23 protein-coding genes are annotated in these 23,626 nt (G+C 57.0%); 13 read left to right on the top strand and 10 right to left on the bottom strand.

Features of this window, described 5'->3' with window-relative positions; all coding sequences use genetic code 11:
• Position 1: 1 nt before the first annotated feature.
• From H5P17_RS09165 to H5P17_RS09195, 7 genes are all read left to right on the top strand, one after another.
• Positions 2 to 889, top strand: a complete 888-nt coding sequence (locus H5P17_RS09165; RefSeq protein WP_182822484.1) for an aldose 1-epimerase — start codon at positions 2 to 4, stop codon at positions 887 to 889.
• 145 nt (positions 890 to 1,034) lie between these two features.
• Entirely contained in the window at positions 1,035 to 1,346 is a 312-nt protein-coding gene (locus H5P17_RS09170; protein WP_044553491.1) for a PTS sugar transporter subunit IIB, read from the top strand.
• An 84-nt stretch (positions 1,347 to 1,430) separates the two neighbouring features.
• Complete coding sequence (locus H5P17_RS09175; RefSeq protein WP_182822486.1) at positions 1,431 to 2,750, top strand: PTS sugar transporter subunit IIC; 1,320 nt, start codon at positions 1,431 to 1,433, stop codon at positions 2,748 to 2,750.
• Entirely contained in the window at positions 2,747 to 3,076 is a 330-nt protein-coding gene (locus tag H5P17_RS09180) for a PTS lactose/cellobiose transporter subunit IIA (RefSeq protein ID WP_020828661.1), read from the top strand. The genes H5P17_RS09175 and H5P17_RS09180 overlap by 4 nt, the downstream gene beginning before the upstream one ends.
• A complete protein-coding gene (locus H5P17_RS09185; protein WP_182822488.1) occupies positions 3,073 to 4,476 on the top strand; it encodes a GH1 family beta-glucosidase in 1,404 nt (467 codons plus the stop codon). The genes H5P17_RS09180 and H5P17_RS09185 overlap by 4 nt, the downstream gene beginning before the upstream one ends.
• 383 nt (positions 4,477 to 4,859) lie before the next feature.
• Entirely contained in the window at positions 4,860 to 5,651 is a 792-nt protein-coding gene (locus tag H5P17_RS09190) for an alpha/beta fold hydrolase (RefSeq protein WP_044553487.1), read from the top strand.
• 151 nt (positions 5,652 to 5,802) lie between these two features.
• Positions 5,803 to 7,251, top strand: coding sequence for an amidohydrolase family protein (locus H5P17_RS09195; RefSeq protein WP_182822490.1), 1,449 nt, complete (start codon positions 5,803 to 5,805; stop codon positions 7,249 to 7,251).
• 48 nt (positions 7,252 to 7,299) lie between these two features.
• On the opposite strand, the gene dkgA is transcribed toward H5P17_RS09195, so the two are convergent.
• Together dkgA and yqhD are read right to left on the bottom strand one after the other, a co-directional pair.
• Positions 7,300 to 8,124 (bottom strand): 2,5-didehydrogluconate reductase DkgA, encoded by an 825-nt coding sequence (gene dkgA / locus H5P17_RS09200; RefSeq protein ID WP_044553485.1) that lies wholly within the window; start codon positions 8,122 to 8,124, stop codon positions 7,300 to 7,302.
• 280 nt (positions 8,125 to 8,404) lie between these two features.
• Positions 8,405 to 9,568 (bottom strand): alcohol dehydrogenase, encoded by a 1,164-nt coding sequence (yqhD, locus tag H5P17_RS09205; RefSeq protein ID WP_020828656.1) that lies wholly within the window; start codon positions 9,566 to 9,568, stop codon positions 8,405 to 8,407.
• Between the two features lie 222 nt (positions 9,569 to 9,790).
• On the opposite strand from yqhD, the gene H5P17_RS09210 reads away from it, so the two are divergent.
• Entirely contained in the window at positions 9,791 to 10,678 is an 888-nt protein-coding gene (locus H5P17_RS09210) for an AraC family transcriptional regulator (protein WP_220496761.1), read from the top strand.
• Positions 10,679 to 10,698: 20 nt separating this feature from the next.
• Here H5P17_RS09210 and H5P17_RS09215 read toward each other — a convergent pair whose 3' ends face one another.
• A complete protein-coding gene (locus tag H5P17_RS09215; RefSeq protein WP_182822492.1) occupies positions 10,699 to 11,727 on the bottom strand; it encodes an NAD(P)-dependent alcohol dehydrogenase in 1,029 nt (342 codons plus the stop codon).
• 108 nt (positions 11,728 to 11,835) lie between these two features.
• Here H5P17_RS09215 and H5P17_RS09220 point away from each other — a divergent pair, with 108 nt between their 5' ends.
• Positions 11,836 to 12,756 carry a LysR family transcriptional regulator gene (locus H5P17_RS09220; protein ID WP_182822494.1) on the top strand — a complete coding sequence of 307 codons (921 nt, stop codon included), beginning with the start codon at positions 11,836 to 11,838 and terminating at the stop codon, positions 12,754 to 12,756.
• Between the two features lie 27 nt (positions 12,757 to 12,783).
• On the opposite strand, the gene H5P17_RS09225 is transcribed toward H5P17_RS09220, so the two are convergent.
• Both H5P17_RS09225 and metC read right to left on the bottom strand, forming a co-directional pair.
• Positions 12,784 to 13,446 (bottom strand): DedA family protein, encoded by a 663-nt coding sequence (locus H5P17_RS09225; RefSeq protein WP_044553478.1) that lies wholly within the window; start codon positions 13,444 to 13,446, stop codon positions 12,784 to 12,786.
• Between the two features lie 154 nt (positions 13,447 to 13,600).
• Positions 13,601 to 14,797 carry a cystathionine beta-lyase gene (gene metC, locus H5P17_RS09230; RefSeq protein WP_044553476.1) on the bottom strand — a complete coding sequence of 399 codons (1,197 nt, stop codon included), beginning with the start codon at positions 14,795 to 14,797 and terminating at the stop codon, positions 13,601 to 13,603.
• Positions 14,798 to 15,255: 458 nt separating this feature from the next.
• Between metC and exbB the strand changes: the two genes are divergently transcribed.
• The 4 genes from exbB to H5P17_RS09250 all read left to right on the top strand — a co-directional run bounded on the left by exbB (position 15,256) and on the right by H5P17_RS09250 (position 17,348).
• The gene (gene exbB, locus H5P17_RS09235; RefSeq protein WP_182822496.1) at positions 15,256 to 16,230 is read left to right on the top strand and encodes a tol-pal system-associated acyl-CoA thioesterase; all 975 of its coding nucleotides are present in this window, start codon (positions 15,256 to 15,258) and stop codon (positions 16,228 to 16,230) included.
• A gap of 3 nt (positions 16,231 to 16,233) precedes the next feature.
• Complete coding sequence (gene exbD / locus H5P17_RS09240; RefSeq protein ID WP_020828649.1) at positions 16,234 to 16,656, top strand: TonB system transport protein ExbD; 423 nt, start codon at positions 16,234 to 16,236, stop codon at positions 16,654 to 16,656.
• A gap of 138 nt (positions 16,657 to 16,794) precedes the next feature.
• A complete protein-coding gene (locus tag H5P17_RS09245) occupies positions 16,795 to 17,055 on the top strand; it encodes a type II toxin-antitoxin system ParD family antitoxin (RefSeq protein WP_182822497.1) in 261 nt (86 codons plus the stop codon).
• On the top strand, positions 17,055 to 17,348 hold the full coding sequence (locus H5P17_RS09250; protein ID WP_182822499.1) for a type II toxin-antitoxin system RelE/ParE family toxin: 294 nt from the start codon (positions 17,055 to 17,057) through the stop codon (positions 17,346 to 17,348). Before H5P17_RS09245 ends, H5P17_RS09250 begins: the two co-directional genes overlap by 1 nt.
• 51 nt (positions 17,349 to 17,399) lie before the next feature.
• Here H5P17_RS09250 and H5P17_RS09255 read toward each other — a convergent pair whose 3' ends face one another.
• From H5P17_RS09255 to H5P17_RS09275, 5 genes are all read right to left on the bottom strand, one after another.
• The gene (locus H5P17_RS09255; RefSeq protein WP_182822500.1) at positions 17,400 to 18,218 is read right to left on the bottom strand and encodes a shikimate 5-dehydrogenase; all 819 of its coding nucleotides are present in this window, start codon (positions 18,216 to 18,218) and stop codon (positions 17,400 to 17,402) included.
• A 36-nt stretch (positions 18,219 to 18,254) separates the two neighbouring features.
• Positions 18,255 to 19,298: a LacI family DNA-binding transcriptional regulator gene (locus H5P17_RS09260; RefSeq protein WP_182822502.1), complete on the bottom strand. Its 1,044-nt coding sequence runs from the start codon at positions 19,296 to 19,298 to the stop codon at positions 18,255 to 18,257.
• Positions 19,299 to 19,319: 21 nt separating this feature from the next.
• Positions 19,320 to 20,729: a sucrose-6-phosphate hydrolase gene (locus tag H5P17_RS09265; RefSeq protein WP_044553471.1), complete on the bottom strand. Its 1,410-nt coding sequence runs from the start codon at positions 20,727 to 20,729 to the stop codon at positions 19,320 to 19,322.
• Positions 20,729 to 22,099: a sucrose-specific PTS transporter subunit IIBC gene (locus H5P17_RS09270; protein WP_044553469.1), complete on the bottom strand. Its 1,371-nt coding sequence runs from the start codon at positions 22,097 to 22,099 to the stop codon at positions 20,729 to 20,731. Before H5P17_RS09270 ends, H5P17_RS09265 begins: the two co-directional genes overlap by 1 nt.
• 65 nt (positions 22,100 to 22,164) lie before the next feature.
• Positions 22,165 to 23,574, bottom strand: coding sequence for a carbohydrate porin (locus tag H5P17_RS09275; protein ID WP_044553468.1), 1,410 nt, complete (start codon positions 23,572 to 23,574; stop codon positions 22,165 to 22,167).
• Positions 23,575 to 23,626: the final 52 nt, after the last annotated feature.

A 23,626-nucleotide genomic window follows, 5' to 3' on the forward strand; every position in this document is an offset into this window, starting at 1 on the left:
TATGGCACTGTTTCGTTTGGATAACGGCTGCGTCTCGCTGGTGGTTTCCTCGCTGGGCGGCAGCGTGCTGAAATTCACCGCCCACACACCGGAGGGAGAGATCCCTCTGCTGCGGCCTGCGGCAGTGAGCGACGCCACACCGGCGCTGCAATCGGGGTGTTTTCCGCTGGTCCCCTTCGGCAATCGGGTCAATCAAAACCACTTCAGCTTCGAACAACAAGACTACCGGCTCAGCGCTAATACCGATTGGGATCGGCATTATCTGCATGGTGATGGCTGGCTGCAGGAATGGCAATGTGTGGAACAAGCTGACGATGCCCTTCACTTGCGCTATAGGCATGAGGATGGCCCTTACCGTTATCAGGTAGAGCAATATTTCACGCTTCATCAGCAGCAACTCAGTATCGAACTGGCGGTAGAGCACCGCGGTGAAAGGCCGATGCCCTATGGGCTGGGCTGGCATCCGTACTTCCCGTTAACGGCGAATACTCGGGTACAGGCTTCCGCCGGGGCTTACTGGCGAGAAGCCGAAGACTGGCTGGCGGGCGAGCAGGCGGCATTAACCGGGGAGATGGATTTTTCCCGGTCGGGGCCATTGCCGCGCCATTGGGTGAATAACGGCTTCAGCGGCTGGAACGGTGAGGCGTTGATCCAGTGGCCGGAACAAGGCGCTCAGTTACGGATGGACACTCAGCCGGCTTGCCCGGTTTACTTCCTGTTTGTCTCGGATCCGGCGTTCGATCCGGGGTATCAATTCGACTTTTTCTGCCTGGAACCCATGTCGCACGCCGCCAACGGGCATAACATGGCTGACCTGGGTGGGCTGCGCCGGCTGGCTAAAGGGGAGCGGTTTAGCCAGACGATGTTGCTCAGTTATTCCGCGGTTTAAGCCCGAAAATTAAAATTCGGATCTCCTTCACAGAACCCATTCAAACTCTGCAACCGGTTACTGAAACCGGTTGCGGTTTTTTCGTTTTTGAAACCATACTCATTCTTCAACTGAATCATTTGTATCTATGCCCCCAGGAGAACGGATGAAAAAAATATTTTTATGCTGCGCCGCCGGAATGTCGACCAGTATGGTGGTGAATAAAATGAAAAAGTCTGCCGAACAGCAGGGGATTGAGGTTGATATTATCGCCGTCGGCCTGGAGGAATTTGAATCCACGCTGGCGAATTACCAATGCTGTCTGCTTGGGCCGCAGGTGAAATATAAGCTGGCCGATTTTAAAAAGATTGCCGACAGGGAAAATAAGCCGATAGCGGTGATAAACAGCATGGATTACGGCATGATGCGCGGCGATAAAATTCTCGCCGAAGCCTTACAGATGATCGCACAACACTGATCCCGCCGGGGCGCCGGCAACAGCCTGTTTCCGCCGGGTTCCCGCTTTGTGACCATTGACTCAGAACGTCCCGAGGGTTGAACCATGAGTATCAGCCAGGCCGCATTCAATTTTATTGAAAATCGCATCAGCCCGATAGCCGGGAGATTATCGACTCAGCGACATATTATGGCGATCCGCGACGGTTTTATTTCCGCGATGCCCTTTATGATTGTCGGTTCATTTTTATTGGTCTTTGCCTACCCGCCTTTTTCCGCCGACAGCGGTTGGGGAATTGCCCAATGGTGGCTGGGGGCGGCGGAAAAACATCAGGTCGCTATTCTTACCCCGTTTAATATGACGATGGGCATTATGTCCATCTATATCACCGCCGCCATTGCCTACAACCTGGCGCAGAGTTATAAGCTCGATCCCTTTATGGCGGCGATGCTGGCCTTGATGTCGTTCTTGCTGGTTGCCGCGCCGCAGAGCGAAAAGATGCTGCCGACGGCGGCACTGGGCGGAGTGGGGATTTTCACCGCCATTCTGGTGGCGATTTATACCACCGAACTGATCCGCTTCCTCAAAGCGCACAATATCGGCATCTCGCTGCCGGAACAGGTGCCGGCCAAGATCAAGCAGTCGTTCGATCTGCTGATCCCGATCCTGGCGGTGGTGATCACCCTGTATCCGCTGAGCCTGCTGGTGCAGCACCAGTTCAACCTGCTGCTGCCGCAGGCGATCATGGCGCTGTTCCAACCCTTGATCTCCGCTGCGGATTCGCTGCCGGCGATCCTGCTGGCGGTGCTGATCGGACATCTGCTGTGGTTTGCAGGTATCCACGGCGCAGTGATCGTTTCCGGTATGCTGCAGGCCTTCTGGCTCACCAACCTGGGGATCAATCAGGATGCGCTGGCCGCCAACCAACCGATGCCGCACATCTTTATGGAGGCTTTCTGGACCTTCTTTATCGTTATCGGCGGATCCGGCGCCACCTTTGGGTTGGTGCTGCTTTATCTGCGTAGCCGTTCGGCACACCTGCGTTCGATCGGTAAGCTGAGCCTGGTACCTAGTTGTTTCAACATCAACGAACCGGTGATCTTCGGCACGCCGATCGTGATGAACCCCACCTTCTTTATTCCGTTTATCACCGCGCCGATCGTCAACTCGATCATTGCCTACGCGGCGGTGAAGCTGGATCTGATCGGGCGGGTGATCTCAGTGGTGCCCTGGACCGCTCCGGCGCCGATTGGTGCCGCCTGGGCTACCGGTTGGGATTTCCGTGCTGCGCTGTTGGTGCTGCTGCTGGCGGCGGTTTCGGCGTTGATCTACTACCCGTTCTTCAAAGTCTATGAGCAACAGCTGCTGGATCAGGAAGTGAGCGAAGCGGAGCAGATTGAACGGACACAAGGAGTCACCGAATGATGGACATGGAAACGGCGGTAATGGAGCTGATCATCAATGCCGGAGAGGCGCGCAGCTGTGCCATGCAGGCGCTGTATGCGGCGCGTAAGTACCAATGGGACCAGGTGGATATTCTGCTGGCGGAATCGCAACTGGCGGCGAAGCGCGCCCACGCCACCCAGACCGAGCTGATCGGTTTTGACGAGGGGGAGGGCAAGCTGCCGGTCAACCTGATTATGGTGCACGCGCAGGACCACATCATGAATGCCATGCTGGCACGCGATCTGGTGGAGGAACTGGTGAGAATTTACCGATTACTGGAGCAAAACGGGGTGAAAAACCAATGAGCGTATTTCCGAAAGACTTTCTCTGGGGAGCCGCAACCGCGTCTTATCAGGTCGAGGGCGGCTATGATGCCGACGGCAAAGGCCTGTCCAACTGGGACCTGTTCTCTCACCTGCCAGGCACCACCTATCAGGGTACTAACGGCGACGTGGCGGTCGATCACTATCATCGCTTCCGTGAAGATGTGGCGCTGATGGCCGAGCTGGGCATGCAGACCTACCGATTCTCGATCTCCTGGCCGCGGCTGCTGCCACAAGGTCGGGGCGAAGTGAACGAGGCCGGGGTCCAATTCTACAGCGATCTGATCGACGAACTGCTCAAGCACAATATCAAACCGATGATCACCCTTTACCACTGGGATCTGCCGCAGGCGTTGCAGGAAGCGTTTGGTGGTTGGGAATCGCGTGAGATCGTCGATGCTTTTGATGAGTATGCGCGGCTGTGTTACTCGCGGTTTGGCGACCGGGTCGAGCTCTGGTCCACGTTCAATGAAACCATCGTGTTTATCGGCATGGGCTATTTCACCGGGGCGCACCCACCCAAACTGACCGATCCGAAAAAGGGCATTCAGGCGTGTCACCATGTGTTCCTGGCCAACGCCCGTGCGGTAAAAAGCTTCCGTGAAATGAAGATCAACGGCCAGATCGGCTTTGTCAACGTGCTGCAACCGAACGATCCGATCAGCGATTCACCGCAGGATCGTCGCGCCTGCGAGATCGCCGAAGGGATCTTCACCCACTGGCTGTACGATCCGGTGCTGAAAGGCGAATACCCGTCAGAGCTGCTGGCGATGGCGCAGCAGGCCTTTGGTGTGCCGCATTTCGCGCCGGGCGATGAGGCGTTGCTGAAAGAGAATATCGTCGATTTTATCGGCCTGAATTACTACAAGCGTGAAATGGTCGCGCACAACGATGACGTGGACGGTTATACCATCAACACCAGCGGGCAGAAGGGCAGCGGGCGCGAGCTGGGCTTCAAGGGGCTGTTCAAACAGGTTCGTAACCCGAACGGCGTCTACACCGACTGGGATTGGGAGGTCTATCCGCAGGGGTTGACCGATGCCATTGGCCGTATCGTCAAACGCTACGGCAATATTCCGATCTACATTACCGAGAACGGGCTGGGAGCCAAGGATCCGATCGTCGAAGGTGAGGTGCGCGATCAACCACGTATTGATTATCTGCGCGATCATATCCAGGCGATCGGCGCGGCGATCGAGCAGGGCGCGGATGTTCGTGGTTATTACCCGTGGTCGTTTATCGATCTGCTCTCTTGGCTCAACGGCTATCAGAAACAGTACGGCTTTGTGTATGTCGATCACGACAACAATCTGGCACGTAAGAAGAAGCAGAGCTTTGGCTGGTATCAGCAGGTGATCGCCACCAACGGCGAACGGCTGTAGCTCACGGAAGGGGTAAGTCTCAGTAGGTCCCTGGCTGATAGGTAACACTTTAGCCTGGGCGGGTACTTGCCCTCTTTTTCTGATCTATCCGTCAATCATTCCCTTCTCAAAATCTCCTCTTGCTATTCCATTTCGGCATACCCGTGTTGTGACTATTCATTACTCACCGCCTATAAAAACGCCATATAGTCAAATTATTGCCTTACCGTACCATCACAAACAGGAGGGTGAGATGAGCGATTCCCCGCTTGAACCGCCAAACAACTTTCCTCGCCGGCCGGCAGAGCATAAGCATCTGTTACAGTTCCCTTGGGGAACCGCCAAAGCTGGCAGGATCGCCATTCTCCCCCGTATCCCGCTTTCTGCATGATGAGGGAATAACCATGAAAACGATAACGCTGGGCAGCAATACATTCGACTACCAGGACAGCGGCAGCGGGGACACCACCTTGTTGCTGCTTTCAGGCTGGTGCCAGGATCATCGGCTTTTTAAGCACGTCGTGCCGCTGCTGGCGCAACACTATCGCGTACTGAATATTGATTGGCGCGGGCACAATGCCGCACGCAGTTATGACGGCGATTTTGGTATGGATGATCTCACGGCCGATCTGGTTCTGTTTCTTGACCGGCTGGATGTTGAGCGCTTGATTCCGCTCTCTACATCCCATGGCGGCTGGGCCAACATCGCTTTAAGCCAGCAGTTGGGCCCGTTGCGGGTACCGAAAACCATTGTGGTGGACTGGTTGATGACCGGAGCTTTTACCGATCTGCTGCAGAATTTACAGCAGAGCCAGCGGCCGGAAAGCTGGCAACAGGCGCGAGATGCTCTGTTTGCGGAATGGGTAGCCCATACGGATAACCAGGATGTGATCAACCATGTTCAACAGGAAATGGCCGGGTTCGATCAGGAGATGTGGATCCGTTCTTGTCGGGAAATCGAGTTGGCCTATCGGCAATTCGGTTCGCCCCTGCAACGCCTGGAACAACTCACTCCGGAGCGTCCGGTAATGCATCTCTATTCACAACCGCATAGCGCCGAGTATGACCAGCTGCAGCGCGAATTCGCCCAACGCCACCGTTGGTTCAACCCGGTGAAAATTGCGGGGGCGAGCCATTTCCCCACCCTGGAATCGCCGGACAAAGTGGTGATGGAAATTCGGTCATTTATTGGCTAGGAAACCTCTCGCCGTAGCAGCAGCGTTCCTAATGATGAGCAGAATCATAAGAATGTGCGTAGCCGTATTTATGTCGTTTGGCCTGTCTGCCGTGATTAAACCACCGACATTGTGCACGCCTGTTTTCCAGTGGGTAATCAGGAGGTAAAGCATGAGCATGCAGACCGATCGTAAGGTGATCACTGGCGGTCATATTATCACCATGGACGCAGAGTATGGGGAACTGCCCCAGGGGGCGCTGCTGATTGAAAATGGCCGGATCGCAGCGCTGGCGGAAAACGCAAAGGCGTTTAGTCATCTGGAGGCTCAGGTGATCGATGCGCGTGGTGCGATCGTGTTGCCGGGTATGATCGATAGTCATCGCCACACCTGGATGTCGTTGTTTCGGGGGATCTCGGGCGATATGTCGTTGCCGGAATTTCTGGCAAATACGTTTTATGGGCTGGGGGCCCTGGTGACCGCCGAGGATTTGTCCACTGCCACCCTGGTGGGAGCGCTCGAGGCCATAGACAGCGGAGTCACAACCATTCTCGACTGCTGTGACTGTGTTAATAGCCCGGATCATGCCGTCGCGGCAATCGAATCACTGCAACAATCCGGCATCCGTGGCGTGTATTCCTATGGATTTCAGGTTTATGATTTTCAGCCCGCCGGTTTTTCCTGCCATCAAGAACGCGTCAATTTTGCCGCTGAATTGCGCGAGCGTTATTTTAGCGACGATCAGGGTTTGTTGCGTATGGGAACCTTGCTCAGCGATTTCGGCACAGTGCCCTTTACGCAGACAGCGGCGGAGATCCGCATGGCGCAGCAGCAGGATCTCCTGATTGCTTCTCATACCGGTGCACTGCCTAACAGTCGGTTATTAAAAGGGTTGCAGGAACTGGACGATCATCAATTGCTGCAGCCCGGCCACCTGCATATTCACTGTTCCGGTCTGACCGATCCTGAATGGCGGCTGTTGGCTAAAACCGGCGCTAAAGTCAGCATTGCCCCCGAAACTGAAATGCAAATGGGCATGGGTTTTCCCCCTATCAGAGCCTGCTTGGATCACGGTATAGCCCCGGCCATCAGCACCGATATTGTCTGTGTGGGGTCTGGCGATCTGTTTTCGCAGATGCGGTTGGGGCTGCAAACCCAGCGCTGCCTGGATAACCATCAGCACCATATCCGTGGCGAAATTGTATCTGAACTTTCTCTCTCGGTGGGGGATGCGCTGCGTTGGGCGACCCACGGCAGCGCGGCTGCGCTGGGAATGGAGGCAAGCATCGGTTCGCTGACGCCGGGAAAACAGGCCGATGTGATTTTGCTTAAACATCAGCGGGCGATGGTGCCTTCTTCTTTCCCAAGGGCGAGCAGTGTGTTGCAGTCCCATGCTGCCGATGTAGATACGGTGATCATCAACGGCCAGATCCGCAAGCGGCATGGCGAACTGGTGGGGCAGGATATGGCCGCCATCCGGCAACGTGCCGCTCAGACGCTGGCGCGTATTCAGCAGGCGGCGCTCGGGCGCGCAGAAATCACGAGAGCAGAAGCGGTTGCCTGGCTTAGGGAGGCGGAGCGGAGAGCGTCGGTAAATCTGGCGGAGGCCTATCGCCAATAAGCGTATTTTGGATCATGCTGCGCCCGACCGAAGCCGGGCGCAGGGAGATTACAGTGAGTCCGGATCCGGCCCCAGGCGGTTGCCGATATCCAGTTTGGCAATTTCGCCCAGTTCGTCTTTGTCCAGTTTGAAGTCGAAGACTTCGAAGTTTTCACGAATACGCGCTGGCGTGACCGATTTCGGGATCACGATCAGCCCGCTGTCCAGGTGCCAGCGCACCACGATTTGCGCCGGGGTTTTCTCGTATTTTTCCGCCAGCTTTTTGATCACCGGTTGGTCGAATACCCCTTCGCCACCCTGTGCCAGTGGGCTCCAGGATTCGGTCGCAATATGGTGGGTTGCGTTCCAGGCGCGTAGCTGACGCTGTTGCAGCAACGGGTGCAGCTCAATTTGGTTAATCACCGGTGCGACATTTGTTTCGTCCAGCAGGCGCTGCAGGTGCGGGGTGTGGAAATTGCATACCCCGATGCTTTTGACCAGCCCCTGCTCACGCAGTTTGATCAACCCGCGCCAGGCATCGACATATTGGTCTTGCTGCGGTTTTGGCCAGTGGATCAGATACAGATCGACGTAATCCAACTTGAGTTTTTCCAGGCTGGTTTCCAGCGCACCTTGCGGGTCGCCCTGATCGTCGTTCCACAGTTTGGTGGTGATAAACAGCTCATCGCGTGGTACTGAGGTGGATTGCAGTGCTGCGCCAACCCCTTCCTCATTCTTGTAGATTGCAGCGGTATCGATCGAGCGATAGCCCACCTCCAGTGCTTTAAGCACCGCCTGGGTGGTTTCTGAAATACTCGCCTGCCAAACGCCGAGACCCAACTGCGGCATCAGATTACCATCGTGGAGTTTGATGATGGGTTGTTGCGTTGTCATGCGTATCTCCTTATCAACGGATTGCCCAGTGCTGCATGCACCGGAAATGGCTATTAATAAATTCTAGTTGGCAAATTGGGGTGGTGCTGAGTTTGCTAACCAAATTCCAGCGCTGTCGGGACAGGGCGGCTACAGGTCATGTTTTCTCCCTCGGATTAACCAGATGATGTCGTGCGAAGCGATCGGCAGCGCAGAAAGCGCGCTGAACTGCGCCCGATGATCGGTCGGGCGCAGGAGAGAAGTCGAAACTAAAGCCTAGCAGGAAATACCGGTTTTGCGATTAACGCGCCGCGTTATAAATGCGCTGGCTGACTTCCAGAGTGATGTCCTGGTGCTCGCCCAATGCGGTCATGCCGTGCTGATGCAGCTTATCCAGCAGGGCCGGAATAGAGCTGCCGTCGAGCTGGTAATCCGCCATGCGGGTCGGTACACCCATCTGTTCGAAGAAGGCACGAGTGGCGGCAATGGCACCGTCGATGCGGCTGTCTTCACTGCCGTCGCGCAGGCCCCAAACGCGGTCGGCGTACTGCAGCAGTTTTTCGCGTTTCTGGGCTTTTTTCTCGATCAGCAGCGCGGGCAGAACAATCGCCAGCGTTTGGGCATGATCCAAACCGTGCATGGCGGTCAACTCGTGGCCCAGCATATGGGTTGCCCAGTCCTGCGGCACGCCGGCGCCGATCAGGCCGTTCAGCGCCATGGTGGCGCTCCACATCACGTTAGCGCGCACCGCATAGTTTTCCGGCTCGGACAGCGCGCGCGGACCATCTTCCAGCAGCGTCAACAGCAGGCCTTCGGCAAAGCGGTCTTGCACCTTGGCGTCGACCGGGTAGGTCAGGTACTGCTCGATGGTGTGGACAAAGGCGTCGACTACGCCATTGGCGATTTGGCGCGGCGGCAGGGAGTAGGTCACTACCGGATCCAGCACCGCGAACAGCGGTTGCACGTGTGGCGAGAAGAAGTGCTGTTTGTCGCCGCTGCTTTTGCGGGTGATCACTGCGCCGCTGTTGGACTCAGAGCCGGTGGCCGGCAGTGTCAGTACGCAGCCCATTGGCACCGCGCCTTTGATTTCACTGCCCACGGTTTTCAGGATGTGCCAAGGATCGGCATCCGCCTGATAGTGGGCCGCTGCGGCAATAAACTTGGTGCCATCAACCACGGAGCCGCCGCCGACCGCCAGCAGGAAATCGATATTTTCTGCACGCACCACCTCGACCGCTTTCATCAGCGTTTCGTAGGTTGGGTTAGGCTCAATGCCGGAAAACTCCTGCACGTTGCGGCCCGCCAGTGCGGCATAAACCTGATCCAGTACGCCGTTTTTCTTCACGCTGCCGCCACCGTATGTGATCAGAATGCGTGCGTCGGCAGGGATCTGCTGTGCCAGGCCGGCGATTTGGTCTTGGCCGAACAGGATTTTGGTTGGGGTATGGAGAATAAAGTTTTGCATGGGTGATTTCTCTTCTGCATGGGGCCAGCGCCGTCGGCGCAAAATATCTGAGGCGTATTGTCAGTAACTTGGCTCAGCAGCACAATGCACATTCCTGCCCGAGTCTTGCCTATTCCTACAAAACGTTGTAGAAAAATAGAGTTTTAAACTATTATTTATGCCGAATTATTCTTAATGTAAGAGGGTGTTTCCGTGAGCGAAATCGATGAACTGCGCGGCCGCATGGCGCGCCAGGCGGCCTGCTTTGCCGAGAGCAACGGTTATACGCCTTCGCCGGTACCGCTGGTGAAAATCCTCTATGTTGATCGCCATTGCCCGCGCCAGCCGGTGATGTATGAACCGGGGATCGTGATCATTTTTCAGGGGCATAAGGTCGGATACTGCGGTAACCGGGTCTTTCAGTACGATCCGCGCAATTATCTGTTGATGACGGTGCCGCTGCCGTTTGAGTGTGAGACCTTTGCCAGCCCGGAATTGCCGCTGGTGGGGTTGTCGGTGAATATCGACAGCCAAATGCTGCAGGACCTGTTGATCGACATCGGCGATGACGACTACCTGGTGAAGCCGCGCAGAGAAAGCAGCGGGGTGAACCTGGCCGAGCTGTCGGAAGAGCTGTTGTGCGCTACCGAACGCCTGCTGGATGTGATGGCCAAACCGCTGGATGCACGCGTGCTGGGACCGCAGATTGTGCGTGAAATTCTCTATCACGTACTGCGCGGAGCCTGTGGCGCCTCATTGCAGGAATTGGTTAATCGCCATACCCACTTCAGCCAAATCGCCAAGGCGCTGCGGCGCATCGAGAACCAATATGCGGACAACCTCAACGTTGAGCAGTTGGCGGGGGAAGTGAATATGAGCATCTCGGCGTTTCACCATAACTTCAAGGCGGTGACCAACACCTCGCCGCTGCAATATGTGAAATCCTATCGTTTGCACAAGGCGCGTTTGCTGATGGTACACGACGGTCTGAAGGCCAGTACCGCCGCAATCCGCGTCGGCTACGAAAGCGCTTCGCAGTTCAGCCGCGAATTCAAACGCTTCTTTGGCGTAACACCGAGTGACGAAGTTGCCCGACTGCGCGAAAACCCCCCTTTATTGATAGAGGGCTAATCTCGCCGCCGGGCAGTGATTCAGCGTGTCAGCACAATTTTACCGAAGGCTCCGCGATCGAGGTGATCGAGCGCCTGCGGCAATTGATCAAAGCGGTAGCGCTGGTCGATCACCGGCTGCAGGGCATTGACGTCCACCGCACGCACCAGATCTTCCAGCGCACGGCGGTGGCCGACACCAATACCCTGAATGATCGGCGATTTCAGCAGCAGCGGCCCCGCGGGAGCCGAGACTTCGAAGCCCTCCAGCGCCCCGATCACCGAGATACGCCCGTGCACCGCAACGGCGCGCACCGAGTTGCCGAGATTAGGGCCACCCACGGTATCAATCACGTGGTCGATGCCGCGATCCTGGGTCAACTGGTACACCCTTTCTACCCAGTCCGCAGTCAGACGGTTAATGCCATGATCGGCACCCAAGGCTTTGGCTCGCGCCAGTTTTTCGTCGCTGCCGGAGGTAACATAGACCTCGGCACCGAGCATCTTGGCGATTTGAAGCCCGAACAGCGCCACGCCGCCAGTGCCCTGTACCAGCACCGATTCTCCGGCGTGCAGCTGGCCCTGTTCCACCAGCGCGAACCAGGCGGTCAGTCCGGCGCAGGGCAGGGTACTTGCCTGCGCATCGTCCAGCGAGGTGGGCGCAGCCGTCAACCAGTCTTCATGCAGCACCACGTATTCCGTCAGCATGCCCTGATAAAAACCGCCCAAAGTGTGGTAAGGCGGGATACGCGCATTGCCATGCGGCTTTTGCCGGCCATCGATCCAGCCAGGGCTAAAGGTGGAAATCACCCTCTCGCCGGGTTGAAAACGGGTGACGTCGGGCCCAATGGCGTCGACTTCACCGGCCATGTCGGAGGCTGGCGTGAAGGGCTGCGGCAGTTCTAGTCCCATGCCGGTTTCAATGACCAGTTTGTCGCGGTAATTGAGCGATACCGCATTCACTTTCACTCTGATCTGGTGCGGTCCCGGTTGCGGTATGACGCTTTCACTCAGTTGCAGGTGTTGGCGCCCCAGGGCGTCCATTGTCCAGCGTTGCATTGTTTCGGCCATGATTGACTCCAGAGTCAGTGATAAACAGACCTGCTGATAATATCGTTGATATAGGTTCGCCAGTGGCGATAAAATTTCTTTTGATTGTTTCTTTCAGGGCTACAAATTATGAGCGATAGCTTGAACGGCATTTCGGTATTTGTCACCGCGGTGGAGGCAGGCAGTTTTGCGCTGGCAGCCAGCCGGCTACACCTTTCGCGTTCGGCGGTGGGGAAAACCATTGCCCGCCTGGAGCAACGTTTGGCCGTTCGCTTGTTTCATCGCACGACCCGCAGCCTGAGCCTGACCGACGACGGTGCGCTGTTTTACGATCGTTGTCTGCGGGCACTGGAAGAGATACGTACCGCAGAAATGCTGCTGGAGTCGGGGAAGCAGCAGGTCAGCGGCAGGCTGAGGGTGTCGATGCCGGTGCTGTTTGGCCGCATGTGCATTGCGCCGCTGTTGACCAGTATGGCGCGTGAGCATCCTGGGTTGGCGCTGGAGCTGTCATTCAACGACCGCGTGGTGGATTTGATTGAGGACGGTTTTGACCTGGCGATCCGCAACGGTACGCTGGTCAGTAGCAGTGGGTTGGTGGCACGGCGCGTTGGCGACCACCGCATGGCGTTGTGCGCGGCTCCGGAATACCTGTTGCGCAGTGGCGAACCCAAAAACCTCGAACAACTGGCGCAACATGATGCGGTGACCTATATGCGCGCCGGCGTGGTTCGCACCTGGACACTTCTGGATGCCTGCGGAAAAGAGCAGGAGGTGATACCGAAGAAAGGGTTGCAGATGGATGACTTGCAGGCGATTGCGGACGCCACGGTCGAAGGGTTTGGCATAGCCTGGCTACCTTGCTGGCTGGTGCGCGAATCGTTGTTGAAAGGGGAATTGGTCAGGCTGATGTGCGATCGGCCCGGCATGTCATTCGAAGTTCACGCGGTTTGGCCGCAAACGCCGCATTTGCCACTGAAGGTTCGATTGGCGGTGGATACGCTGGTGAGCAAGCTGCCTCCCAGCCTGGCGTTGGTTGAAAAAGCGCTTTAAGGGCGGCGATGGCCGCCCGTCTGGGCATCAGGAAGAAGCGGCGCGTTTTTTTCGCCAGATAACCAACATGCCGCCCAGCAGGCCAACCAGCAGTAGCACCAACGGCAGGATCATCAGCCCGGTCATCACCTGGCTCTCATAGCGTTTCACCAAAGGGATCTGGCTGAAAGCGTAGCCGAGGCCGACCACCGCGCCCACCCAAATCACCGCACTCAGCCAGTTAAAGAACTGAAAACGGGTGCTGTTCAGACCAGAGATACCGGCCATGGTGGGCAAAAGAGTACGAACGAAACCCAGGAAACGGCCGATGACCAGCGCCGTCAGGCCATGGCGGTTAAACAGGTTGTGTGCACGTTGGTGATACTGAGCGGGCAGTTGCAGCAGCCAACCTTTGACCAGATTGGTATGGCCCAACCAGCGGCCCTGCAGGTAGCTCAGCCAGCAGCCCAGGCTGGCGGCAACGGTCAAAATGATCAGCGTCGGTACAAAGGCCATCACGCCCTTGGCGATCAGCGCGCCGGATAACAGCAGCAGGCTGTCGCCGGGTAAGAAGGAAGCTGGCAGTAGTCCGTTTTCTAAAAAAAGAGTGGTGAAAAGTACTGCATAAACCACCCAAATTACGCTGGGATTGGCAAGGGCAATGAAGTCCTGCTGCCAAAGCGCATGAACAATCTCTCGTAATACATCCATTATTTATCCTGTTGCATACCGGTTGCGCCTGGCTTCAGGGTATCCAGGGCACAGTGTTGGCCGTATCTGACAGTTACCCGCCTAGTGTAACGCTAATAGCTTAAGCACACATTAAACAAGGCGAATAAAGTTGCCGATGCAAACAGGCGTTCTGTTAACGCGTATTGGCGATGCGGTCGAACCCGGCGGCGAGATCGGCAATCAGATCCTGCACGTTCTCCAGGCCGATATGCAGACGCACCAGGGTGCCGGAGAAGTCGACGCCGCCCGCTGGGCGAATGGCTTCCAGTTCCTCCGGCTGGTTAGCCAGGATCAGGGATTCAAAGCCGCCCCAGGAATAGGCCATGCTGAAGTGGCTGAAGTTATCCAGATACTCGGCTAACTGCACGTCGCTCAGGCGCTGTTTCAGCACGAAAGAAAACAGGCCGTTGCAGCCGCTGAAATCGCGCAGGTAAAACTCGTGACCCTTGCAACCGGGCAGCGCCGGGTGATTGACCACCGCCACCTCGGATCGCTGGGCCAGCCAATGGGCGACTTCGATGCTGCTCTGCTGGTGCTGCTTCAGGCGTACGCCCAGGGTGCGCAAACCGCGGCTGGCCATATAAGCGGTATCGGCGTCCACCATTTGGCCCATCAAATAGGAGTATTCACGCAGTTGGTCCCAACAGCGCTCGTTAGCCACGGCGGTGCCGAGCATGTAATCGGAATGGCCAATAATGTATTTGGTGCCGGCCTGAATCGAAATGTCGATATCAAAATCCAGCGCCTTGAACAGCACCCCGGCCGCCCAGGTGTTATCGATCATGATCACCACTTCAGGCGCCACGGCGCGAATCGCCTGCACCATTGCCGGAATATCCTGGATCTCCATGGTGATCGAACCGGGGGATTCGAGGAACACCACGCGGGTATTGGGCTGAATCAGCCCGGCGATATCGGCGCCGATCAGCGGATCGAAATAGGTGGTTTCCACATTCATGCGGCTAAGAATATGGGTACAAAAGTCCTGCGTCGGCTCATAGACGGAACCGGTCATCAGCAGGTGGTCGCCCGCGCCGACAAAGGACAGAATGGCGTTGGAAACCGCCGCCGCGCCGCAAGGGTAGAGCACGCAGCCTGCGCCGCCCTCCAGTTCGACCATCGCATCCTGCAACGCGAAGTGGGTCAGGGTGCCGCGTCGGCCGTAAAACAGCTCGCCATGAGCACGTTTGGCGGTGGCCTCTTTTTTGGCCGCCACGGAGTCAAATACCAATGAAGAAGCGCGTTGGGTGACGGGGTTGACGGAGCCCTGGGTATAGCGCTTGCTGCGCCCGGCGCCAATCAGGGTAGTTTCGATGTTTTTAGACGTCATAGGAGCGGGCTCACCTTTGCTTGATCTTCACGGGTCATTTGCGATAGCCCTTACGTTAGCATGACGCCTTATAGCCATCCAGACGTTTTAACATCCAAATGTAGAAACGGCTATAATCTTCTGCTCAATCGTGCCCTCGCATCTCATCCTTCTGCCTGACGGCGATAACCAAGCGGGTTTATCGGTGAGTCCGGGATGTAACAGTAAAATGCGACAAATCCCCCGTCTTTGTTGCAGCCCTGTGCGGTAAAAGTGACGAAATAGCCCTATAAAGGGTGCATATAGGCCCGAACAGGCGGCGAATGGGTTAGTGAGAAGGCCTTTAGTGCGCCGCAGGGGCAATTTTCCCGATTATTTGGTAAATAATAATGAGAACTACTATCAATCCCTGATTGGTTTGATATGATCGCACGCTGAATTATTCCTCAATTTTGATCGGTAACGGGTGGAGGCACAGCGTGAAAACGGCTGGCAAGAATTTAAATCAAGGATCGTTCGGTCAGGGCCGGGCGCAATGGGGCCAGGCGTTCGGCCGTGGTCTGTTAGCTTCAATGGTATTGGTGGTAGGTCTGGCCGGCAGTGCTCATGCGGCACCAGCGGCTAATCCGGCCGTTACCGAAAGCGTGGCTCCGGCTGCCACCGCGCCTGCCGCGGCAGCGCCTGAAACTCTCACTCCGGTGAACCCGCAACCGACCATCCAGCCGCCGGAAACCCGCGGTATGGACCTGTCCGTCTGGGGTATGTACCAGCATGCGGACATCGTGGTGAAAATCGTGATGATTGGCCTGGTGCTGGCGTCTATCGTCACCTGGACCATCCTGTTCTCCAAAGGCAGCGAACTGTTCCGCGCCAAGCGCCGTCTGCGCCGCGAACAGCTGGCGTTGGCCAACGTACGCTCGCTGGACGAAGCGTCCGAACTGGCGCAGAGCTTCTCGGACGAGAGCATCAGCGCCGTGTTGCTCAACGATGCGCAAAACGAGCTGGAGCTGTCGGCGGCGTCCAACGACAACAACGGCATCAAGGAACGTACCGGTTTCCGTCTGGAGCGTCGCGTAGCGGGCTACAGCCGTAACATGGGGCGCGGCAATGGCTTCCTGGCGACCATCGGTGCCATTTCGCCGTTTGTCGGTCTGTTCGGTACCGTTTGGGGCATCATGAACAGCTTTATCGGCATCGCCCACTCACAAACCACCAACCTGGCCGTGGTTGCGCCCGGCATCGCAGAAGCGCTGCTGGCTACCGCGCTGGGCCTGGTCGCCGCGATCCCGGCGGTGGTGATTTATAACATCTTTGCCCGTGTGATCAGTGGTCACCGCGCTCAGGTTGGCGACGTAGCGGCACAGGTTCTGCTGTTGCTGGGCCGTGATTTGGATCTGGCCGCCACGACGGAAGCCAAACGCTCACAGCATTCACACCAACTGCGGGTGGGGTGAGTTATGGCGATGCGCTTAAATGAAGATCTGGACGACAGCGGCGAACTGCATGAAATCAACGTGACGCCGTTTATCGACGTCATGCTGGTGCTGTTGATCATCTTTATGGTGGCCGCGCCGCTGGCAACGGTAGATATCCGTGTCGATCTCCCGGCGTCCTCCGCCAAACCTCAGCCGCGTCCGGAAAAGCCGGTGTTCCTGTCGGTGAAAGCGGACAAACAGCTTTATGTTGGCGAGCAGGCGGTCAGTGCAGATCAACTGACGTCGGTGCTGGATCAACGGACGCAGGCGAATAAAGAGACCACCATCTTCTTCCAGGCGGATAAGAGCGTGGACTACGAAACGCTGATGAGCGTAATGGATACGCTGCGTAAGGCCGGTTACCTGAAAGTGGGGCTGGTGGGGATGGAAGGCACCGCCAAGTAGCGGGCTGTTATCACCCAGGATTAGAAGGGCGCTCAGGCGCCCTTTTTTATTGATTGAATTTTGTACCGGGGCTTGACGCATTGCCGACAAATGAAAATACTAATAGATAGTAATTAACACTACTTTCCGGAGTCGGCTATGCCAACCAGCATTGCTTTAAGCCCTCATTTTGAAAAGTTCGTTCATGAGCAAATTGACAGCGGACGTTACGGCAACGTCAGCGAAGTGATACGGGCAGGGCTGCGCCTGCTTGAAGAACATGAGCGCGCGATGAAAATTGAAGAGTTGCAAGTGGCCATTGTACAGGGAGTTGAAAGTGGTGAGGGAGTCCCGGCGGAAGAGGCGTTTGCGCGCTTGAGGGCTAAATACCAACGGATGGTGGATAACGGAAGTGACTGATGGGGCTAACAATATCGCCAGCAGCGATATATGACATTGAAAGTATTAGCGACCATATTGCACAGGATAACCCGGCCCGGGCGCTGAGTTTTATTTCTGAACTGTATAACCAATGCCAGCGTATCGGCGAGTCGCCGGAAGCCTACCAAAAGCGTCCTGAACTTGGCCGGGACGTCAGGATCAGCGCCTACGGAAAATACCTTATCGTTTTCACAGCGATACAACGTAATGTCAGGATCGAGCGAGTACTCCACGGGGCGAGAAATATTTTGCGTCTGTTGGCTCATCGCTAGGTCGTCAGGGCCGCTCAAATCAACCGCGGCCCCGGCGTTGTTTAGCGCTTATTAGCCGCGAGCGTGCGCCGCTGCGCGGGCGATCTGTTCATCGGTAGGACGTACGCCGGTGTAGAGGACAAACTGTTCCAGCGCCTGCAGCGCGATCACTTCTGCTCCGGTAATCACCTGTTTGCCGTGCTCACGTCCGTAACGGACCAGCGGGGTTTCCGCAGGCAGTGCCACCACGTCGAAGACGATTTTCGCCGCATCGACAGTCGCCGGGGAGAAGGCCAACTGCTCGGCTTCTGTGCCGCCCGCCATGCCGATTGGCGTTACGTTGATCACCATATCCACCTTTAGCTCATCGATTTCCGCCTGCCACTGATAACCGTATGCACTGGCCAGAGCCTGTCCGGCCTCCGGGTTACGGGCGATGATATGGCCATTTTTGAAACCGGCGTCACGCAGCGCCGCGGTCACCGCTTTCGCCATACCGCCGCTGCCGCGCAGGGCAAAGGAGGTTTCTGTCGGGATTTGGTACTGGGCCAGCAATTTGGCGATGGCGATATAATCCGTGTTATAGGCCCGCAAAAAACCGGCGTCATTGACGATGGTATTGACCGATTCAATCGCCGTTGCGGAAGCGTCCAGCTCATCGAGGAAAGGGATGCAGCTCTCTTTAAACGGCATGGAAACCGCGCAGCCACGGATGCCCAAAGCCCGTACGCCGCCCACTGCTGCCTGGATATCCTGGGTAGTGAACGCCTTGTAGATAAAGTTCAGATCCAGTTCCTGATACAGATAGTTATGGAAACGGGTGCCGAAGTTGCCTGGGCGACCGGCCAGTGACATGCACAGCTGGGTATCTTTGTTAATCTCACGGCTCATGCTGAGCTCCTTAAGCGGGAAAAGAAAAACCTCAAGTCAGGGCTGGCCGAGCAGCGCCTTCGAACCGGCGTGGCGCCAGTGGATGTTGCCCGGCAGGTAAAGCGCGTTCTGTTCCAACGGACGCTCGTCAATCAGCGCGCTGACCATGTCGAAACTGTATTGGGCCAGGGCGCGACAGTCTTGTGCCACGGTGTCGATTTTCAGCGTCAGGCCATCGAACAGGTAGTGATCGTCGAAGCTGCACAAATGCAGATCGCTCTCCATCAACTGGTGTTGATTCAGGTAGCGCAATACCCCTTCCAGCAGGCCGCAGGCGGCGGTAAAGAGCGCCTTGGGCGGACGGCCCAGCTGCGCGCAGAGTTGGGCGAACATCTCGTAGCCGGAGCTGGGGTGATAATTGCCGTTGATGATCCATTCCGGTTTACACACCACGCCGGCGCGCTCAAGGCCGAGCTGAAAACCGGCCAGGCGATCGCGGGTTGGCGAGATTCGCGGTTGCCCGCCAAGGAAATAGAACTCGTCAGGATGCTGGCGTGCGACGTTCTCCACCAGCGTAGCGGTCGAGCTCAGCGAGTCGGTGATCACCAGCGGCAACTCGGAGCCGGTTATCAGCCGGTCCATCTGCACTACCGGCAGGCTGGCGTTAATCTTTTGGTATTCCGCATCGTTGAGCTGGCTGGAGGCGACAATCAGACCATCGACCTGACGTTGCACCAGGCTGTTCACCGCCATCATTTCCTGCGCCGGGTTTTCGTCGGTACAGGCGATCAGCAATTGCAGACCGGCCTCGCGGCACAGCGTTTCCAGCTCGCGTGAAATCACCGCAAAACCGTAGTTGGTCATTTCCGGCACCACCAGCCCCAGGGTATGGCTGCGGGAGGAACGCAGCGAACGGGCATGGAAACTGGGCTGGTAATGGTGCTCGCCGGCCAGCGCCAGGATGCGATCGCGGGTATCGTCGGACACCCGATACTCCTTGCTGCGTCCATTAAGCACCAGGCTGGCGGTCGATTTCGACACGCCGGCCAGTGCGGCAATATCACTGATGGTTATGCGTTTATTTTTTTTCACTGACGGCATCTGAATTCATCGAAGGATGCGTCATTCTAGCATGCATGGCGTCAGCGACCAGTGCTCGAGCGCCAGCTGCGCTTTACCGCGCAGGCGCAGCAAGGGGTGTGGGGCGGGGAAGTAGCGCGAACTCATGGTCGCTTCGCCGTGATTGATAAAAATCTCCACGCTCGAACGGTCGAACAGTATCTGCAGCTGAGTCAGCTCACCGCGCCAGTAACGGTGTTCCTGCTGCCCGCTGCGCAGGTTGTTGCGCGTCAGCTGCAGCACGGTGCCATCCCAACTCAGGGTCATCGCCCCGCCAAAGTCGGCGTTGAACGCGCCGTTTGGCACCAGCAGCAGCTCCGCGCTGTCGACAGGCCAGCAGGGCGCATCGTCGGCGGTGCCCTGCCATTGGCGGCTTTCGCCCCGTAGCTGTTGCAGTTCACGTGCCGGACGTTGGCAGAGTTTGCCGTTATGCAACGACAGCTCCCGTGGGCAGGTCAGAATATGGATCCAGCCATACTGCAGAGTCGGGTGGCAATCCTCGTCTTGCTCCGGCACGCCCATCCAGCCAACCAGCAACCGACGGCCATCTTCGGTCAGGGTGGTCTGCGGCGCGTAGAATTCAAACCCGGCATCCAGCTCGTGGAAGTCCTGATGGTCGAAAGTGGCCTGTCGATAATCCAGCCTGCCGGTGAAATAGCCCGCCTGGTAAACATTGAGATAGCGTTCGGCTTCCGCCGCCAGCCCTTGCGGACAGCAGATCAGCACCTCGGCACCGTCCAGCGTAAACAGATCCGGGCATTCCCACATATAGCCGAAGTCGCCCATGCCGTTCAGCTGTGAACCTGCGATTTCACCCAACAGCTGCCAATTGCGCAGTTCAGCGGAGCGCAGCAGCAAAACCTTACCACGATCCTGCAGGTCACGGGCGCCGAGCACCATGTACCAGTTGTCCTGATGGCGCCAGACCTTCGGATCGCGCACGTGGCCGCTGTAACCCGGCGGCAGCGGCAACACTGGCCCAAGCTTGTCATAGCCGCCTTGTGCATTCTCCTGTGCCAGACATTGATAGGCGGTACGCGAGCCGTCGGGATATTTTACGTTGCCGGTATACGCCAGCATGATTTTGCCGTCCGCCACTACCGCCGAGCCGGAGTAACAGCCATGGCTGTCGTAGCAGGCCCCCGGCACCAGCGCCACCGGCTGGTGCTGCCAGTGGACCAGGTCCGTCGACTGCCAGTGGCCCCAGCATTTGTTGCGGTGATCGCAGCCCAGCGGGTTCCACTGATAGAACAGGTGGTAAACCCCGTTATGCTGGATAAAACCGTTGGGATCGTTGAGCAGCCCGACGCTGGGGGCCAGGTGCCACGCCGGTCGGTGCGGATCGCGCAGCGCCTTGGGCATGCCGCTCATGATCGCCTGTACGGCCTGTTTCATCAGCTTCAGTTCTTCCATTATTCACTGTCCGTTTTGTATTTCAGCAACAACGAGAGGGTAAAGGCGCTGCCAAAGGCGATCACCAGACCAATGATATAACTCACCAGCGAACTGGCCTGCACAATCGCCATTCCCGGAATGGCCGTGAGCCCGACGGCGTTCATGCCGACATGATTGGCCACGACCCAGGCTCCACCGAGCGCACCGCCTGCCAACGCTGCCAAAAACGGCTTCACAAAGCGCAGGTTGATGCCGAACAGCGCCGCTTCGGTAATGCCAAGCATGGCGGAAAAGGCGGAAGGTACCGCAATGGCTTTGATTTTTGCGTCACGGGTTTTGAAATACACCGCCAGACAGGCACCACCCTGGGCGATGTTGGCCATTGACCAGATCGGCAGCAGGAAGTTAACGCCGATATTCGGATTCCCTAACAACCCGGCTTCGACGGCATGGAAGCTGTGGTGAATGCCGGTGATCACGATAGCGGAATAGAGGCCGCCGAACAGCAAGCCGGCAAACCAACCGGCGTGGGCAATCAACGTGCTGAGGACAAAGGAGATGCCGTCACCCAGCGCACGCCCGGCGGGCCCGATAAACAGCATGGCGACGAAGCCGGAGATCACCACCGTCAGGAACGGCGTCAGGATCAAATCCAGCGCGTTGGGGATCACTTTACGCAGCTGTTTTTCCAGTACGCTCATAAACCACACCGTCAGCAGCACCGGGAATACCGTGCCCTGATAGCCGATCATGGCGATTTCCAGCCCGAAGAAATCCATGGTGTGGAAACCGCTGGCGACGCCCCAGGCGTTGGTCAGCGCCGGGTGAGTCAGAATGCCGCCGAGCGTGGCGCCCAGATAGGGGTTACCGCCGAACTCGCGCGCCGCGGTGAAACCGATCAGGATCGGTAAAATGATGAACGCCGCCGAACTGAACATGTCCAGCATCACGAACAGGGCGCTGTTGGCATCGGCCCAGCCGTAGGTTTTCACCATACCGAGCAGGCCCATCAGCAGGCCGGAGGCGACGATGGCCGGAATGATCGGCACGAAGATGTTCGACAGCAGGCGGGCGATGCGTTGCAGCGGATTAAGTTTTTTAGCGGCTATGTCGGCGGCTTCCGATTTGCTGGATTCGCTGACGCCGGCCGCTTTGATAAATTCCGCGTGCACCTTGTTGACCAGTCCGGTACCGAAAATCACCTGGATCTGCCCGGCGTTGCTAAAGCAGCCTTTCACCCCGTCCAGCTTGCCGATCGCCACTTTGTCTACCTTGCTGTCATCCACCAGCACCAGACGCAGGCGCGTGGCGCAGTGGGCGGCGCTGGCGATATTTTCTTTGCCGCCGAGCAGCGGCAGTAGCGCGTTGGCGGTTGCGGTTATGTCCATGTTCACTCCCTTCATAAATAAAAATGCCGCCGCGGATTTTCGCGGCGGAAATCAGTTCATCAGCGTCAGAAGAAGTACTTGAATCTGGCACGTACACCGTAGCGCTGATCGTTATTGGCGTTAGCTATCTTGTTCTCGGCATTGGCCTCCAACATCGAGACGTAGGCGCCGAGGTACAAATTGAAATTCTTCATATTCATGATGTTAGGTATCTGATACGAAGTATGGATTGTGTGGATGTCATACTTGCCCGGTTCGCTGAGCGGGTTGCTGATATCGGCCGTCATTCCGGCCGTGTTGAACTCTTTGATGTTGTTGTGAGCATAGATATAACCCACTTCAAAGCGACGCCACAGCACGTTGATCCCGGCGGTAAAGTCCTGCTCGCCGGCGGCGTCAAGATAGGCGGTGCTCAGGTTGGCGACCACGCCGTTGTCCGGATGGGTGGCGGTGTTGTTCCAACTGAGGGTCATGCCATAGCCGTTGCGTTTGGACTGGTCGACGAATTGCCCCTGACTGTCACGGTAGCCATAGGCGTTGTTGACCACGTTGCTTTCCATCGCCACCGCCGCGCTGAGCCGATCTTTTTTCCAGGCGATCACCGGCCGCAGATAGGCGACATTCTTTTTGTTATCCAGACTGTTGCCGTGATAGGCGTCGTCCTGGAACAGCGAAGTACCGTCTTCGACCAGCGTATTCAGTTCGAAGTAGAAGTCGCCGGCGTACTTGCTCAACATCAGGTTACCGCCGCTGCTGCTACGACCGCGGCCTTCTTTCATCATGTAGATATAACCGAAGCCATCGGCGTACAGATCGTTGGCGGTATTGCCGGAATACTGGATGAAGGTGTCCTGATTGAGCGGGAACATGTCATAGGCTTCAAAGCGACCAATCTTGGTTTGCCAGTTCTTTTCGTTGCCGAAGAAGAAGGCGGCGTCGTCGAGGTTCATCTTGCCGGTCATGTCCGCCAGCGGTTGCACGCTGAAACCGGAGAAATTGCCGTCTGGGTTGCGGCGATAACCGTCCACGCCGACCAGTATGCGACCGTTGATATCCCACTTTTCTTTGTTGCCGGGCTTCCAGTCCTTGTTGTCGCTGCCTTTCAACGACGTCAACTGGCCGCTGCGGCTGGCGCCGTCCAGGTTGAACTCGACGTCACCGTACAGCTTGAGATCGGTTAAACCGGTGAGCTTCAGGTTGGCGGCCGGCGCGGCCTGAGTTTCCAGCGTTGCAGTGCGCTGCGCCACCTGAACGGTTTGCCGCTCGGTGTTGGCGGTGCGTTGTTCCAACTGCTGGGCCTTGCGCTCCGCCGTCGTGGCGCGCGTTTCTGCCTGGCTCGCCCGTTGTTCGGCCTGCTGCAGCCGCTGTTCCAGCGCATTCAGACGCGCTTCGATACTGTCGTTGGCGCCTGTTGCCGCCGCAGAGGTAGAGATGAAAAGTCCTGTAGTGATGGCCAGATAGCTAAGTTTTTTCATGATTTTCTATCATCCGGGAAGGTTGTTATTATTTTTTGCTAAATTGCTAAAC

The organism is Serratia sp. OS31, from assembly GCF_014164835.1.
In the GTDB taxonomy this organism is placed as follows: Bacteria; Pseudomonadota; Gammaproteobacteria; order Enterobacterales; family Enterobacteriaceae; genus Serratia; species Serratia liquefaciens_A.